General features: G+C 61.8%; 12 protein-coding genes and 1 pseudogene. 8 read left to right on the top strand and 5 right to left on the bottom strand.

Features of this window, described 5'->3' with window-relative positions; genetic code table 11:
- Positions 1-29: 29 nt before the first annotated feature.
- On the bottom strand, positions 30-1,304 hold the full coding sequence (locus AC0L3D_RS07650) for an epoxide hydrolase family protein (RefSeq protein WP_287260396.1): 1,275 nt from the start codon (positions 1,302-1,304) through the stop codon (positions 30-32).
- Between the two features lie 199 nt (positions 1,305-1,503).
- On the opposite strand from AC0L3D_RS07650, the gene AC0L3D_RS07645 reads away from it, so the two are divergent.
- The 3 genes from AC0L3D_RS07645 (at position 1,504) to AC0L3D_RS07635 (ending at position 7,697) form a co-directional block, all read left to right on the top strand.
- Complete coding sequence (locus AC0L3D_RS07645; protein ID WP_473643719.1) at positions 1,504-4,350, top strand: ATP-binding protein; 2,847 nt, start codon at positions 1,504-1,506, stop codon at positions 4,348-4,350.
- Positions 4,351-4,541: 191 nt separating this feature from the next.
- Positions 4,542-5,537, top strand: coding sequence for a tRNA dihydrouridine(20/20a) synthase DusA (dusA, locus tag AC0L3D_RS07640; protein WP_473643717.1), 996 nt, complete (start codon positions 4,542-4,544; stop codon positions 5,535-5,537).
- 561 nt (positions 5,538-6,098) lie between these two features.
- Positions 6,099-7,697, top strand: coding sequence for an ABC transporter substrate-binding protein (locus AC0L3D_RS07635; protein WP_287227978.1), 1,599 nt, complete (start codon positions 6,099-6,101; stop codon positions 7,695-7,697).
- Between the two features lie 138 nt (positions 7,698-7,835).
- Here AC0L3D_RS07635 and AC0L3D_RS07630 read toward each other — a convergent pair whose 3' ends face one another.
- Positions 7,836-10,025, bottom strand: a complete 2,190-nt coding sequence (locus tag AC0L3D_RS07630) for an adenylate/guanylate cyclase domain-containing protein (RefSeq protein WP_473643715.1) — start codon at positions 10,023-10,025, stop codon at positions 7,836-7,838.
- Between the two features lie 113 nt (positions 10,026-10,138).
- Here AC0L3D_RS07630 and AC0L3D_RS07625 point away from each other — a divergent pair.
- Positions 10,139-10,456, top strand: a pseudogene (locus AC0L3D_RS07625) (oxidoreductase); the annotation flags it as partial.
- 19 nt (positions 10,457-10,475) lie between these two features.
- Here AC0L3D_RS07625 and AC0L3D_RS07620 read toward each other — a convergent pair.
- Both AC0L3D_RS07620 and AC0L3D_RS07615 read right to left on the bottom strand, forming a co-directional pair.
- A complete protein-coding gene (locus AC0L3D_RS07620) occupies positions 10,476-11,180 on the bottom strand; it encodes a TIGR02281 family clan AA aspartic protease (protein WP_473643713.1) in 705 nt (234 codons plus the stop codon).
- A gap of 7 nt (positions 11,181-11,187) precedes the next feature.
- Complete coding sequence (locus AC0L3D_RS07615; RefSeq protein ID WP_473643711.1) at positions 11,188-11,421, bottom strand: DUF1289 domain-containing protein; 234 nt, start codon at positions 11,419-11,421, stop codon at positions 11,188-11,190.
- Positions 11,422-11,602: 181 nt separating this feature from the next.
- Here AC0L3D_RS07615 and AC0L3D_RS07610 point away from each other — a divergent pair, with 181 nt between their 5' ends.
- The gene (locus AC0L3D_RS07610; protein WP_473643709.1) at positions 11,603-12,598 is read left to right on the top strand and encodes a nicotinate-nucleotide--dimethylbenzimidazole phosphoribosyltransferase; all 996 of its coding nucleotides are present in this window, start codon (positions 11,603-11,605) and stop codon (positions 12,596-12,598) included.
- 72 nt (positions 12,599-12,670) lie between these two features.
- Here the strand turns inward: AC0L3D_RS07610 and AC0L3D_RS07605 are convergent, their stop codons facing one another.
- Positions 12,671-14,191 carry a sensor histidine kinase gene (locus tag AC0L3D_RS07605; protein WP_473643707.1) on the bottom strand — a complete coding sequence of 507 codons (1,521 nt, stop codon included), beginning with the start codon at positions 14,189-14,191 and terminating at the stop codon, positions 12,671-12,673.
- Between the two features lie 75 nt (positions 14,192-14,266).
- On the opposite strand from AC0L3D_RS07605, the gene AC0L3D_RS07600 reads away from it, so the two are divergent.
- From AC0L3D_RS07600 to AC0L3D_RS07590, 3 genes are all read left to right on the top strand, one after another.
- Positions 14,267-14,890: a thermonuclease family protein gene (locus AC0L3D_RS07600; protein ID WP_473643705.1), complete on the top strand. Its 624-nt coding sequence runs from the start codon at positions 14,267-14,269 to the stop codon at positions 14,888-14,890.
- Positions 14,891-15,029: 139 nt separating this feature from the next.
- Positions 15,030-15,641: a glutathione S-transferase gene (locus tag AC0L3D_RS07595; protein ID WP_473643703.1), complete on the top strand. Its 612-nt coding sequence runs from the start codon at positions 15,030-15,032 to the stop codon at positions 15,639-15,641.
- Complete coding sequence (locus AC0L3D_RS07590; RefSeq protein ID WP_473643745.1) at positions 15,581-16,273, top strand: uracil-DNA glycosylase family protein; 693 nt, start codon at positions 15,581-15,583, stop codon at positions 16,271-16,273. The genes AC0L3D_RS07595 and AC0L3D_RS07590 overlap by 61 nt, the downstream gene beginning before the upstream one ends.
- The last annotated feature ends 86 nt before the right edge of the window (positions 16,274-16,359 follow it).

Genomic DNA, 16,359 nt, shown 5'->3' with positions numbered 1-16,359 from the left:
ATGCATCCTGTATGACATCGGATCTTCGATCAGCGCAGCGATCTGAAAGCTGCACGGACCTCCTGCGTGAAGATTTCCGGCTGTTCCCAGGCAGCGAAATGCCCGCCGGCCTTGGCCTCATGGAAATAGATGAGGTTGTGGTAGCAGCGCTCGGCCCAGCTTCGCGGCGCGCAGTAGATTTCGCCGGGGAATACCGTCACGGCGACCGGAAGATCGGCAATGTCCACGGCGTTGAAATTGTTGGAGTGGTCTTCCCAGTAGATCTGCGCCGCGGAGGTTCCGGATTCAGTGAGCCAGTAGAGCGAGATGTCGTCGAGCATCTCGTCCTTGGTCAGAACCCGCTCGGGGTCGCCACCGCTATAGGTCCACTGCGCGAACTTTTCGTAGATCCAGGCGGCAAGACCCACAGGTGAATCCACCAGGGAGTAGCCGATGGTCTGTGGCCGCGTCACCATCATGGCGGCATAGCCGGAACTGTCCTTGTAGAAGGTGTCGAGCGCATCGAATGCCGCACTTTCCTTCTCGGTCAGTCCGCTCGGCGTCGGCCCGCCGGCCGCCAGCACCGATGCAATTTCCGGCGGCACGGTCCCCGGCATGTTGACGTGTATGCCAATGAGCCCAGGCACCTTCTGCAGCGCCATGCGATGGGAGATGACCGAACCGCAGTCGCCACCCTGCGAGACGTAGCGGTCGTAACCCAGCCGCCTCATCAGCACGCCCCAGGCACGGCCGATATGGTCTGAGCCCCAGCCAGCCTCCGTCGGTTTCCCGGAGAAGCCGAAGCCAGGTATCGACGGCACGACGAGATGGAATGCGTCTTCCGCCGCGCCGCCATGGGCCGTGGGATCTGTCAGCGGACCGACGACCTTCATGAATTCCAAGATCGAGCCGGGCCAGCCATGCGTCATGATCATCGGCATAGCATTCTCATGGCGGGACCGGACGTGGATGAAGTGGATAGCGAGGCCGTCGATTTCGGTGACGAACATAGGCAGAGCGTTGAGCTTCGCCTCGACCTTCCGCCAGTTGTAATCGGTCATCCAGTATCGAAGGAGATCCTGGAGCTTTGCGAGCTGCACGCCTTGGGACTGATCCGTAACTGTTTCCCGCAAGGGCCAGCGCGTCGTTGCCAGACGTCGGCGGAGATCGACGATTGCCTCCTCCGGAATGCCGGCGCGGAAGGGACGGACGGCTTCACTATCGACGCTCGCGCGCGCCATTGCTGGAAGCAGGCTCAAGGCGCCTGTGGCCGCTGATGCGGCAAGCAGGCTTCGTCGCGTGAGCGATGGCGATGATGCGGGCATGGTCGTTTTCCTTGGGTCCGTCGGCAGAGAGGTTCTTGCTGCTTTCGACACATAGAAGGAGATCGCCCGAAGCGCCCGTTATGCATTATGATGCAACGTTAGCGCTCGTCGGCGAATGCAGGCTTGCAGCGAAGCCCCCACTTTTGTTGTTCTCATAGGTGAATGGTCGCCTGCATGAGCAGGCTGCGAAGGGAGTGTCATGACAGGGCCTGCAGCCGACACGATATCATTTGGTCCCTTTACGCTTGCCGTCCGCGAACGGCTGCTCTTGCGGCAAGGCACCACCGTCGATCTGGGCGGGCGCGCTTTCGATATCCTGGCTACTTTGGCTGCCCGCTCCAACGAGGTGATCAGCAAGAGGGATTTATTGGCGAACATCTGGCCCGACGTCACCGTCGAGGAGGGTAGTCTGCGGTTTCATATGGCCAATCTCAGAAAGGCGTTGGGCGACGGCAAGGACGGCGCGCGCTACATCGCTACCTTGAAGGGCCGGGGCTATTGCTTCGTGGCGCCGGTCTCGCGATCGGGTGGTCGCAACGATGCGCGAAGCGAGGCTGCCGCCAGCTACCCGCAGGCCAACCTCCCGAGCCGACTAGCTCGCATGGTTGGGCGAACCGACGACACGGCCGCGCTTTCCGCGGAGCTGGCGGCCGCGCGCTTCGTCACGATCGTCGGCACGGGTGGGGTCGGCAAGACCACCGTTGCAGTGGCGGCCGGGCATCACGTCGTCGATGCGTTTGCCGGCGCTGTGCATTTCGTCGATCTTGGCGCGCTGAATGATCCCAACCTGGTTGCGCCGACTGTAGCCTCGATGCTGGGCTTGTCGCTTCAGTCTGACGACGCCACGTCCGCTCTCATCACATACCTGGCTGACAAGAGAATCCTCCTGATTCTGGATACCTGCGAGCATGTCATAGACGCGGCGGCAGACCTGGCCGCCCGTATCTTCGCTTCCGCGCCGCAGGCCCACATCCTGGCGACGAGCCGGGAGGCTCTCCAGGTCGAAGGCGAGCACGTCTACAAGCTGGCGCCGCTTGCTTACCCGCCGGACGATCTGGAACCCACCGCGGCAGTCGCGCAGGCGTTCCCTGCGACCGAGCTGTTCTTGGAGCGCGCAGCAGCGAGCGGTGCTCGTCTTGACCTCGACGATTCGGATGCGGGGGTCGTGGCGCACATCTGCCGGAAGCTTGATGGCGTACCACTTGCCATCGAACTGGCAGCAGGACGGGTTGCGAGCTACGGCCTGCAGAAGACCGCGATGCTTCTCGACGAACGCCTGGCCCTCATGTGGCCGGGGCAGCGCAGCGCACCGCCGCGCCAGAAGACACTTCAGGCTACTCTGGACTGGAGCTTCGGGCTTCTGTCCGAATTCGAGCGCCTGGTGCTTCGCCGGCTTGCCGTTTTCGTCGGTCTTTTTTCGATCGATGCCGCGCTGACAATAGCAACGAGCCCGACCGTGGACGATGCGCTCGTATTCAGCGCCATCGATAGCCTCGTGGCGAAGTCGATGGTCGCGGCGAGGCCAGCCGGTGCAACGATGCGCTATCGACTGCTCGATACGACGCGGGCTTGTGCCCTTCAGTTCGAGGTCCAGGATGCGGAACTCACGGAACTGGCCGCCCGGCACGCGACCTACTGTCTGCGATGGCTGGAGGACACGGGGAATGAGTGGCCTACGTTGTCGAGCGCGTCGCAACGATCACTGCACCTCGCGGGCCTTGCCAATGTGCGTGGGGCTCTGGATTGGTGTTTCGGATCCAACGGGGATGCCAGGCTCGGCATTCGTCTTGCCGCCGCCGCTGCTCCGCTTTTCCTGTCGATGTCCTTGCTCACCGAGTGCCATCGCTGGAGCTCCCGGGCAATTTTCGCTCTCGACGACTCCATGCGCAGCGGACGCGAGGAGATGCACCTTCAGGCGGCCCTTGGAGTTTCCCTGATGTTCACGCACGGGGGAAGGGACGCAGCGCGCGTGGCGCTGAACAGAAGCTTCTCCATTGCCGAGCAGCGCAGCGATGCGCTCGACCAGATTCAGGTTCTCGGGCCGCTGCAGATGTTCCATTTGCGTACGGGAGATTTCAGGACCGCGCTCCGCTACGCGGAGCGTTGCACCGTCATTGCCGACGCGCTGGAAGACTCCGTCTCCACGACATTGGCGCATTCGTTGATGGGAATATCGCTTCACCTCAATGGAGAACTAGCTCGCGCCCAGACCTCGCTTGCGGCAGCATTGCGATACGGGCCGCGTTCCGGTCGGACCACGACCAACTATCTCGGCTTCGACGGGAGAATCCTGGCCGGCGCGATCCTGGCAAGAACGCTTTGGCTGCAAGGCCATCCGGATCGGGCGGTGGAACGCGCGCTGCTGACGATCAAGGACGCCGAGATCCTGAACCATCCGCTGACGCTTTCGATCGCTCTTGTCTGGGCCGTTTCCGTGTTCCTTTGGGTCGGCGATCTCGACCGCGCGGACGAGCATATAGACCGTCTCTGCTTGCGTGCGGAACCCCACTCGCTCGGACCGTATCTGGCGCTAGGACGAGGCTTCAAGGGAGAACTGGCCATTCGTCGAGGCGATGCGGAAAAGGGAATCGAGAGCCTGCAAGGCAGTCTCGCGGAGCTCCACGCAGCACCCTACGAACTGCTCACCACTCCGCTCAACGTCGCGCTCGTTCAAGGCCTTGCCGCCACGGGCCGGCTCGCGGAGGCCCTCGCACTGCTCGACGACACGATCCTGTCGGTCGAGGCAAACGGAGATCTCTGCTATATGCCGGAGTTGCTGCGCGTGAAGGGCTGCCTTGTTTTGGCGTCAGTGCAGTCTGGCGACGAGGCTGAAACCTACTTCAGCCGGTCACTCGAAATGAGCCAGGGTTGGGGCGCGTGGGGGTGGGAGCTGCGCGCCGCGGTCGACCTGGCTACCCTTCTGAACGATCGCAGACAACTCGAAACCGCCCGGGCGCATCTCCAGCCGCGGTTCGAGCGCTTCGTTGAGGGTTTGGATACTGCTGATCTGAAGTCAGCTGCACGTCTGCTCGCGACGCACAGTTAGTCTGGCTCGGCAATCGCGACGGACCTCATCGAGCGGAATGGTGCCCCTACCATTATATTGTGTCATGAGCAGAAAAGCGGTGTGAAGTGACATTGATGGTTACGCTTTGAAAAAAGAATGAAATGAGTCACATATCATAGAGGCCGGCAGTGTCAGTCTGTCCAATCTCGTGGTTTAAAATCTGTGTGTAAATGATTGAAAAATATAGAAAATTCGCCATAGCGCCCATGATGGACTGGACGGACCGGCATTGCCGGTTCCTGCATCGCCAGTTGACGCGCCGGGCCTTGCTCTACACCGAGATGGTCGTCGCCGACGCGGTCATCCATGGCGAGCGCGAGCGCTTGCTCGGCTTCGATGGTACGGAACATCCGGTCGCGTTGCAGCTCGGCGGCTCCGATCCGCAGAAGCTTGCCGAGGCGGCCCGCATGGGCGAAGTCTTCGGCTATGACGAGATCAACCTCAATGTCGGCTGCCCGTCCGATCGCGTCCAGTCGGGTACGTTCGGCGCCTGCCTGATGAAAGCACCGGTTCTGGTCGCCGATTGCGTCGCGGCGATGAAGGCTTCTGTCAGCATTCCGGTTACCGTGAAATGCCGCATCGGCGTCGACGAGCAGGATCCCGAGCCGGCGCTCGATACGTTGGCGGACGGGGTTTTCGCGGCCGGCGCCGACGCGCTGTGGGTGCATGCCCGCAAGGCGTGGCTGGAAGGGCTGAGCCCGAAGGAAAACCGCGACATCCCGCCGCTCGACTACAACAGGGTGTATCGGCTGAAGGCCAAAAATCCAAACAAATTCATCGGCATCAACGGCGGCATTCAATCCCTTGAAGAGGCGCTTGACCACATTGATCATGTCGACGGCGCCATGCTCGGCCGCGCCGCCTATCATACGCCGGGCATTCTGGCAGGCGTCGATGCGGCGTTTTACGGCGACAGGTCCAAAACGTTCGATTTTGCCGCGCTGATCGATGCGATGGCGGATTATGCGGCACGCCATATCGAGCGGGGCGGGCGGCTTGGCCATGTCACCCGTCACATGGTCGGCCTGTTCCACGGCCTGCCTGGCGCGCGCCGCTACCGGCAGATCCTTTCGACCGATGCGACAAGGCCCGGCGCCGGACCGGATGTGCTGAAGGCGGCTTTCGCTGCAGTCGATTTTAGCGGGACGGACGCCGAAGCAGCCTGACTGTCCAGTCGCGCAAGATCATGTGGAGGGCGTCGCGTTGAAGGTACGCCAAACAACGCTGAGCGAGAACAAATGACGATTCTGTTGGGCGTTCGTTTCGAAAGACTGCCCAAGGTCGCTCGCAATCAACTGTAGCGGCCACCTGAACGGGCAAGTAGCGCCAGAAACGGACATTAGCGAAAGCGATTCCAGGGCAGCTTTGGAAGAGCGGACATTGGACGTCCTCATGTCCATTCATCAGCTTCGGCTCCGAGAATACCCATGTGCGATCTAAAATTTGCGTGCGGGGTGATAGAGGCGGACCCAGCAACTCCAGCCATGTGTATTCGAAATACAGGTTGGCAATCTTTCCGTCGCAGCCAACGAACTGGATATCGACCGATCCACCCGCCCCGGGCGAGGGCCCAAGTCCACGCGGGAGCAAGCGAGAGGACACGAGTCCGACCGTGCGCTGCCGGAGGTTCCTCGTTAGCTCGGGAATGCCTGTTGTGCTATCGTCCTAAAGTCTCTCGGGCCGCCGAGGGTCTCGCATGATCTTCCCGTTCGAGGGAGAGAGCATCTGTGACGGAATTTGCAACGAAACTGAAGTTGGCCGCCAAGCTTGCCGCGAAAGGCAGCGTTTCGCGTCGCGACTTTGTTCAGCTGGCGTTCGCCGCCGGCCTTACCGCCACGGCCGCCAATGCGATGTTCGTCCAGGCGGTGCGCGCCGAGCCCAAGAAGGGCGGCACCTTGAAGATCGGAATCGGCGATGCCGCCGCCACCGATTCACTGGACCCGGGTAGTACCAGCGTCAACCCGTTCACCGGCACCGCGCTATTCGGAACCTTGTCGAATGGCCTAACCGAGATCGATTCCAAGGGCAACGTGGTCCCCGACCTCGCCGAGAGCTTTGAGCCGTCAGACGGCGCCAAGAAGTGGGTGTTCAAACTGAGGAAAGGAGCCACCTTTCACAATGGCAAGACGGTTACCGCCGACGATGTCGTGGCCTCTGTCAGGCACCATAACGTCAAGGGCACGAAATCGGTGATGAAATCGCTTTTGGCTTCGGTCAAGAATGTCGTCGCCGACGGTGCCGAGACGGTGGTGTTCGAACTCGACGGCGGCAATGCCGACTTCCCCTACATCATGTCGGACATCCCGGTCATGCCGGCGAAAGAGGGCGGCGTCGACTGGGAGTCGGGCATCCGCACCGGCCCCTACATGCTCGAGAAATTCGAGCCCGGCGTCATCGCCACCTTCAACAAGAACCCGAGCTACTTCAAATCCGACAAGGGCTGGTTCGACCGTGTCGAATGCCTGGCGATCAACGATGTGAAGGCGCGCACCAACGCGCTCAACACCGGCGAGGTCCACTACATGGATCGCTGCGATCTGAAGACGCTCGACATCCTGAGGCAGAACCCCGATCTCGTGATCTCGGAGACGACGGGCTACGGCCACTACGTTTATGTCATGAACGTCCAGAAGGCGCCCTTCGACAATCCCGATGTGCGCAATGCGATCAAGTACTCGCTCAATCGCGACGAGATCGTGCGGAAGGTGTTTCTCGGCCACGGCGCCGTCGGCAACGACAATCCGGTCGCACCGACCGTCAAGTTCGCGATCGATCCGCAGCCGAAGCATGTCTACGACCCCGATATAGTCAAGAGCCTTCTCAAGAAGGCGGGGGCCGAGAACACCCAGTTCGACCTGTCGGTCGCGGATGCCGGGTTCACGGGTGCGACCGACTCGGCTCTCCTGTGGCAGGAGCATGCCCGGGCGGCCGGGCTCAACCTGAATGTGATCAGGGAGCCCAATGAAGGCTACTGGGACAATGTCTGGTTCAAGAAGCCGTTCTACGCCTCTTACTGGGCCGGCCGGCCGACGTGCGACTGGATGTTCACCATCGCCTATGCGGCGGAAGCGGTGTGGAACGAAACGTCTTGGAAAAATCCGCGCTTTAATGAGCTGCTCGTCGCCGCCCGCTCGGAGACCGACGATACCAAGCGTGCCGGCATGTATGCCGAAATGCAGCAATTGCTGCATGACGACGGCGGGCTCATTAATGTCGTCTTCAACTCCTATGTCGATGCCCACACCAAGGCTCTCGCCCATGGCGAGGTGGCGTCGAACTGGCCGATGGACGGGCTTAAGATCGCCGAACGCTGGTGGTTCGCCTAGGCCGTCTATTCATAAACTGGGATGGCGGACTGGACGCGTCTAATGTCTCCTTGCCCCCACCAGCGGCTCCCGAGCAGACATCGCAGCAGGTCCGCGTTGGACCACAAGCGGAAATCCCGGGCGCGCGTCCAGGGTCGATCAATTGCCTCTGATTTTGGATAGTGCGTCCTTTGCGTGAATGCCAATTAGAGCTTCATTCTGGAGTGCCACGAGCGCAGGTGTCGCAGCTCGTGCCGGAGGCCCGATCTTTCCCAGCGCCTCGATGGCATCCCGGCGGAGATATTCAACCTTAAGCGCTTCAACCAGAGCCGGAACGGCTTGTGCTGCCGCTGGTCCAAACCAGCCCAGTCGCTCTGCCGCATATTGCTGGGAAAAGGGATTGCCGGTCTCAAGCTCTGTTTCCAGGCTCGTAACGGTGATGGCCAGCGGCAGCGCAGCGATACGGAGACCATCATACAGGCGCTCCCGCACGCCTGCGTGTTCATAATCCCATTGGAACGAGAAGATATAGGTGTCGGGAAGATTTTCGAGCCCTTTCTGGTCTGCACCCGGTCGGAACTTCAGGAGCATTTGCCTGGCTTCTTCCCGGCGCCCGAGCTGCGCCAGCACGGAACTGAGTGGTAGAAAGAGCGCAGTTGCGTCTGGGTTTCGCCTGACGCCGTCTCCGAACACCTCAGCCGCTTGTTTCAGATCGCCCATTGCAAAAAGCGCCAATCCACGAGCGAGAACGTAGTGGCTTGGATAGGTCGGGTTGAGCCGCATGGCGGTCGCGACGAAATTCAGCGCCTCGGCAGGTTCGCCTGAGATCGTCAGCGCCCAAGCCATTGCTATGTGTGCTTCGGGGTCGTTGGGATCCAATGCAATCGCACGACCGGCATTCCTGCGTGCATCTTTGGCCAGACCTTGATAAACGTTCCGCAATGCCTCGACCGTATAAGACAGTGACGTTGGATATTTCTTGGCCAGCTCTACGTAATCGTGAGCTCCCCACCAGAAATATGGTTCGTCCCTACCGAGTTCTTTACCCCAGAGTGAGTCAACGACGCGGAAGTAGGCCAGCGCCAGGGCGGCATAAGCTCGCCCATATTCGGGATCAAGTTCGGTTGCTTTTTTCAAGGAAGTGATGGCGGCAGCTGTGTCCTTTGCGTTGTAACGGAGATAAAGGCTCCAACCCTCTTCGAAAGCTTCCTTGGCTGCGATATTGTCCGGCTTGGCGCGGGCAATTTCCGTTTTTTCGGTGGTGGTGAGATTGACCTTCAACGCTTCGACGATCTTTGCGACAAAAATGTCCTGGACCGCAAAAATATCGGCGACGTTTCCATCGAACCTGTCCGCCCACACATGCCCGCCGGTGAGGGCATCGATGAGCTGGGCGTTGACTCGCACCTGCTCGCCGGCTCGCCGTACGCTTCCCTCGAGAACGTAACGCACGCCAAGTTCTTCGGCGACCTGGCTGATTTTTACCGGCTTGCCGCGGTAAACGAATGTCGAGTTTCGCGCGATCACGAAAAGGCCGGAAAGCTTGGAAAGGTCGGTGATCAAGTCATCGGTCATGCCGTCGGCGAAGTGCTCCTGGCCGGCGTCGCTCGAGATGTTGGTGAATGGCAATACAGCGATCGATGGCTTGTCAGGTAGCGGGAGCGCCATTCTTTCCCTGGAGGCCACCTCGACCGGCGGTCCTGAACCGTCCCCAACGACCTTCCAAAGTGCTACACCTCCGGCGATCAGGATCAGCGCCGTCGCCGCGACCGCCGGCCGGCGCCATTCGATATAGCGCTTGCGTTTTGCTGGAACTGTTCCGGATGCGGCGCGTGCCCGCGGGCCTGCCCGATACAGACGAATAGGTTTTTCGATGTTCTTGAGCTTTTGTTCACCCAAGAATTCGAACTCAAAATCCAGCTTTCTCTCGACCTGATCGAACGCCGTTCCTGAAATAAGGACGCCCCCGGGTTCGGCCAATCCTTCCAGTCTCGCTGCGACATTCACGCCGTCGCCATAGATATCCTGCCCTTCGACAATCACATCGCCAAGGTTTACGCCAATGCGGAATTCGAGTTGTTTTTCCTTCGGCAGTTCGGCGTTGCACTCCGCCATCGTCCGCTGGATTTCGACGGCGCAACCGACCGCGTCGACCACGCTGGAGAATTCTATGAGCGCGCCGTCGCCCATGAGCTTCACGATGCGCCCCTTATGAGCGGCGATCTTCGGATCGATCAGGTTCTCGCGGGTGCTCTTCAGGCGCGCGAGGGTATCCGCCTCATCGGCTTCCATAAGGCGGCTGTAGCCAACGATGTCAGCGGCAAGTATCGCCGCAAGCCTGCGCTCCATGGTAGTTTCCGGCGCTGGGCAACTGTTTCCATGATAAAAGAGTATCGCTTCGGAGCCTAGTCCTGCTCTCGTCGGCTTTGGGTCACGATTTGCCCTTGAAGTTCCCAGATCGCGTGCCGCCGAGTGGCACGCCGACCTACAATGCCACCAAGGCGGCGATCCATTCCTATACGGTGTCGTTGCGCGAGCAACTCAGGGGCAAGGTCGAAGTGATCGAGCTTGCGCTGCCACTGGTTCGCACTGAACTCACGCCCGGCCAGTCGACCCACGACGACTATATGCCGCTCGATGCGTTTTCGACGAGGCGATGGCTCTGTTCAGCCGAGAGCCGACGCCCAAGGAGATCCTGGTGGAGTGCGTGGGCTTTCCTGTGCCGGGCGGAGCGGGACGGCCGGTTCGATCGAGCGGTCGAGATGCTCAACGCTCACTGAGCGGCGGCGCAGCGGCCGTTCAATCGCGCAAGATCATGCGGTCGCCGCGCACGTCGAATCCGGACAATGAGCCGATGAAGTTCATGCCGAGCAGGCTCTGGCCGAGCATGCCGGGCGCGGCGATCATGACCGGCATGTCCTTGCGCACGATCCCGCCGATCGCCAATTCGTCGGTTCTCACGACGGCGGCGCGCGCCATGCCGTTGGCGGTCGAAACCGGGATGGTGAAATTGAGAGCGGCTGGATTGAAGCCGGCCGCTTGCGCGTCCTGCGCGGTCAGCACGGTGCTGGTTGCGCCGGTATCGACCACGGCCCGGACCGGCGTGCCGTTAACCATGATGCGCGCTTCGAAATGGCCATTGCCGGCCTTGTCCAGGGTCACCGTGGCACGGCCGTCCTCGAGGCCCAACGCCAATGGACTGCCGGGAACAAGGCCGGCCGTTACCCGGCTGGCGAAATCCTGCAATTCATAACGGTACTGGTAGCCGGCGATCAGTGCGAGCACGATGACGGCCCAGGTGCCCAGGCTGCGGGCCATCGTGCCCAAGGGCCTGCCTGATCTGAGCAGGCCGGCGGCGATGAGTGCAACCAGTGCGCCAAGCCAGATCAACCGGCTGAAATCGTAATTCTCGACGCCGAATGTGCTGCCGGCGGAATCATTGAGCATGAGCAGGACAACGCCCACCCCGATCAGGATCATCAAAACCCAGAAAACCCGGTTCATATGTGGCTCACGAGAGAGCGTCGCGTTCGCGCGCGAGGCGGGTGCGGCGAGTTTCGCGGCGCGGTCTGCGTTCAACCGTTTCCAGCCGGGCCGGCAGCTCGGCCATGACGCGGCGGCGGGTTTCGGGGGTCATCTCGATCCAGGCGCCGATTTCCTCGCGCGTGCGGCCGCAACCGAAGCAGAAGCCGGTTTTCATATCGATCGAACAGACCAGGACGCATGGGGATTCGATGGCCGTCATGTTTATCTCTCAGGATTCCCAAGGAATCCCTTGTCTCGCCTGCACATGGTGTAACGGCAAGGCCAATGCAAGCCCTCCGGAATGCGCCGCCGGCCGCCGCTTTCGCGTCAATGCAGGCAGTTGTGCCGGCCGAGCAAGGCGGCTATGCCGCTCACCAGTTCCGGGAACCATCATCGACGACATGACCAGCGTGCTGCCCTTCGACGATTTTCGCAATCTTCTGGCGACCCTGCCGCGAGCCGACACCGCAGCCGAAGCCAGCGTCCGTGCGCTGTTTGCCAAGTCCGACAAACCCAAGGGTTCGCTCGGCCGCATCGAGGACATCGCGGCTTGGCTGGCCGCCTGGAGCGGCCGCGCGCCGCCGGCAGTGAACCGGCCCCTGGTGGCGATCTTCGCCGGCAATCACGGCGTCGCTCGCCACGGCATTTCGCCACGGCCCGTCGCTGCCACGGCGAACGCCGTCGAGCTTTGCGCGGCCGGGGGTGCGGCGATCAACCAGATCTGCATCGCCAATAATCTCGGGCTGAAAGTGTTCGATCTTGCGCTGCACATTCCAACCGCCGACATCACCGAGGAGGCGGCACTTGACGAACGCGGCTGTGCCGCCACCATGGCCTTCGGCATGGAGGCGATCGCCGGCGGCGCCGATCTGCTTTGCCTTGGCGACCTCGGCGTCGGCAATTCCACCGTCGCCGCGGCCTTGCTTGCCGCGCTGTTCGGCGGCAGTGGCGCAGATTGGGTCGGATCCGGATCGGGCGCCGATGCATCGATGCGGGTGCGCAAGGCGGAAGTGGTCGATGCCGCGCTAGCCTTCCACGGCACAGGTCTCAGGGACCCGCTGGAAGCGTTGCGCCGGGTTGGCGGCCGTGAGTTCGCAGCGATTGCCGGCGCCATCCTCGCCGCCCGGACGCAGAAGATCCCCGTCCTGCTCGATGGGTTGGTGGCGACAGCCGCTGCGGCGGCGCTGCATGCCGCCGACGCCACTGCGCTCGATCATTGCCTGCTTGCCAGCCTGTCGCCAGAGCCTGCGCATGCTCGGGCCGCCGAGCGACTCGGCTTGCGCCCGCTGCTTGATCTCGGCGTCAGCCACGGCGAGGGGGCAGGGGCGGCACTTGCGGCCGGCCTGGTCAAAGCCGCTGCGCTCACCGCCTCGGGCATGGCAGCGGCGCTGCATTAAAGCGCGTCGCGTTCGACCCGCCTCATGCGACGCGCTTCAGGTTGTTGTTTTGCGGCGACATGCATTAAGCGTCTATCGCCGGCGCGCAGCAACGGCCCTGGTCGGCAGCGCCGGCAATTCCTCCATCACCCGGCTCAACGGAAAGATGGCTATCGCCTCGGTGCCTTCGCGCAGTTTGGATTGGAGTTCGAACTCGCCGCCATGCATGGCGAGCAGGCTTTGGACGATCGGCAGGCCAAGCCCGGTGCCTTGCTCGGCGCTCTTGATGGCGATGGAGCCCTGGCCGAAGGCGGACAGCACGACCGGAATCTCGTCTTCCGGAATGCCGGGCCCATTGTCTTTGACGGAGAGGTATTGGCCGCCGCCCGCCGTCCAGCCGACGCGCACGCGGATCTCGCCGCCGGTTCCGGTGAACTTGATGGCGTTCGACAAAAGATTGAGCGCGATCTGGCGCACCGCGCGTTCGTCGGCGAACAGGCGCGGCAAGGCGTTTTCGAAATCCTGGACGATGCGGATGTCCTTGTTGCGCGCCTTCAGCTCCATCATGTGACAGCAATCCTCGACGACGGAAAGCAGCATCATCGGCTCTTCGTTGAGCTGGTAGCGGCCCGCTTCGATGCGCGACAGGTCGAGGATTTCGTTGATCAGGTCGAGCAGGTGCTGGCCAGAGTCATGGACGTCGCGAGCATAGTCCCGATAGGTCGGATTGCTCATCGGTCCGAGCACTTCGTTCGCCATCACCTCGGAGAAACCGAGAATGGCGTTGAGCGGCGTCCGCAACTCATGACTCATCGAGGCCAAAAACCGCGACTTTGCCAGGTTGGCGTCCTCCGCCCGTCGGCGCGCTTCGTCCGACATCGATTTCGCCGTGTCCAATTCGGCAATCAGCGCGTCCTTTTCGGAGCGGAACGAGAGCAGCATCAAGGACGAGCGATTGAGGCGGCGCGCCACATAGGCGAAGAAGGGCAGCGAGACAATCAGCAACCCGGCCATGATCAACTCGACCGGCATCCACTGCCTGGCGCCGGCATAGGCATAGGCGGCCACCGGAACGGCGAAAGTCGCCAGCAACGCACCGCGCAACGATGACGCTGTGATCGCCGTCGCCGCCATGGCAAGCAGCAGCACCACCGCCTTGATCAACTGGAACTGGTCGACCTGGCAAGCGTCGCAACCGAGCCAGGCAAACCAGGCCCAGCCCAGGCCGCAAAGGAAATGGCCTATCAGGAAATCACGGTGCGTTTGCAGCGGGTTGAGTTCGGCAGCTTCCGTTCGGTCGACGCGCCTCGCCATGAACACGACGATGGCGTAGCAGATGAGTATAAGAAGCGCCCAGACGCCAATTGCCTTTCCGACGCCAGAGAACAGACCGGTCGCGGCGGTCGCCAGGACGAGAAGCGGAACTATGATCGCGCCGCCTATCATCGCACGGGCGTGCAGTTTCAACAGCTCGCGGTCGAAATCAGGATTTCCGGCCTGCTGCGAAAGACGGTCGCGCGTCTTGCGCACCGCGCGCGCCACATCGCTGTTGCGATGGGGTTTCCGGCGGTCCACAATAAACTTGTCCGCTGTGGTCGAACGTTGCGAGGGCATGGAGACTTCAATTTATGCGGGCAGCGCTTTCAAATTGTTAAGCTACGTTCGAATGATTAACCAACGGTTTGCCATATGAGCCGTTCGTGGTCGCGGCGGCCGGGACTGCGATACGTCCCGCCGCAGCCGCGAAGCCTTTGGCGCCGGCTGGTGGACTATGCACTGGCCGTGATTGTCCTCGGTCTGCTGATCCTTCTGGCGGCGCGCCTTGATCGGATCGAGACGCGCAAGGCTGAGGGTGCCGCCGTCGTCAATGACGGCGATACGATCACGCTCGGTACCGAGCGCATCCGCATGCGCGGCATTGATGCGCCAGAATATTCGCAGATCTGCCGCAAGGACGGCGCCGACTATCCCTGCGGCAAGCTGGCGCGGCAGTCGCTGGTACGTCTGATATCAGGCAAACCCGTCTCCTGCACCGGCTGGCAGCGCGATCGATACCGCCGGCTGCTCGGCGATTGCAACGCCGGCGGCAAGGATCTCAACCGCGCCCAGGTCGAGGCCGGCTGGGCAGTTGCCTATGGCGATTTTGAAACCGAGGAGGCCGCTGCCCGATCGGGCAAGGCTGGTATCTGGGCCGGCACTTTCGACGAGCCGCACGATTGGCGCGAGAACCGCGATCACGAAGTGGTCGAAAGAAAGCACGGTCGCTTGGCTTCGATCGGCGATGGCTTACGAGAAATTTTTCGCTTCTGGTGATGGTCAATCCTATAGTGTTGCAACAGAGCGACGTGCGTCCAGTCGGACGCACAAGCCATGCGCTGAGATTTTTTTAACTTCGCGTCGTGCTTTCCGGCAATCGATTCCGGTCGTCGGGCCGAGGCGAAAGGAGGATGGGATGAAACTCTTTGACGGCGGCCGGGCGCCCAATCCACGGCGGGTTCGCGTCTTCCTCGCCGAAAAGCGGCTTGAGGTTCCGCTGGTGCCCGTCGACATGGGCGCGATGCAGCACAAGGAGCAGCCGGTCAGTTCGCGCAACCCGCTGCAGCGCCTGCCGGTGCTCGAACTCGACGACGGCACCGTCATCACCGAATCCGTCGCCATCTGCCGCTATTTCGAGGAACTGCACCCGGAACCGGCATTGTTCGGCCGCGGCGCGCTCGGCAAAGCGCTGGTCGAGATGTGGCAGAGACGGATGGAGCTCAACTTGCTCAACTGCGTCAGCGCCGCGTTCCGCCACGTCCATCCGGCGATGAAGGGATGGGAAATTCCGCAAATCCCCGAATGGGGCGAGGCCAACAAGCTGAAAGCCGTTGAATTCCTGAAACTCCTCGACGACGAGTTGGCGAACCGCGAATTCGTTGCCGGCGACGCCTATTCGATCGCCGACATCACCGGGCTGATTGCCATCGACTTCATGAAGCCGGCGCGCATCAAGGTGCCGGAAGACTGTGCCAACGTGCTGCGCTGGCATCAGGCGATCTCCAGCCGGCCGAGCGCCGCCGCCTGAGGATGAGCCCCAGGCATGAGCGAGAGCTGGAAAACTTCGCGGCGAGGGTGCGCGCCTGCCGAATCTGCGTCGAAAACCCGGTCGGCCAGCCGCTGCCGCATGAGCCGCGCCCTGTGCTCAGGCCGTCGTCGAGCGCCCGTATCCTGATTGCCAGCCAGGCACCGGGCACCAAGGTGCATATGTCAGGCACGCCGTTCACCGACGCCTCCGGCGATCGGTTGCGGGACTGGCTGGGCGTCAGCAGCGAAGAATTCTACGACACGACAAAATTCGCCATCGTGCCGATGGGCTTTTGCTTTCCCGGCCAGGATGCCAAGGGCGGCGACCTGCCGCCGCGCCGCGAATGTGCAGCGGCCTGGCGTGCGCCGCTGATGGCGCTGATGCCGCATATCGACCTGGTGCTGACGATCGGCCTCTATGCGCAATCCTGGCACATGGGCGCCGCGCGCCGGCCCTCGCTGACGGAGACGGTGATGGATTGGCGCACCATCTGGGATGCGCCCACCATCCCGAAAGTGCTGCCGCTACCGCATCCGTCGTGGCGCAACACCGGCTGGCTGAAGCGCAATCCGTGGTTTGAAATGGATTTGCTGCCGTTTCTGAGATCGGAAATCCGCTATCGCCTCGGCTGACGCGTAAGCAAGAAATCACTCGCTTTTGCGCCATCTGACAGAATTTCTTTCTTGTGAATGGCCCAAATAAGAAGGACTATAGCCAA

Source organism: Mesorhizobium sp. WSM4837 (assembly GCF_055811435.1).
Note: the sequence above shows the minus strand (reverse complement) of the source record. Positions and strands in the feature narration are given on the sequence as shown.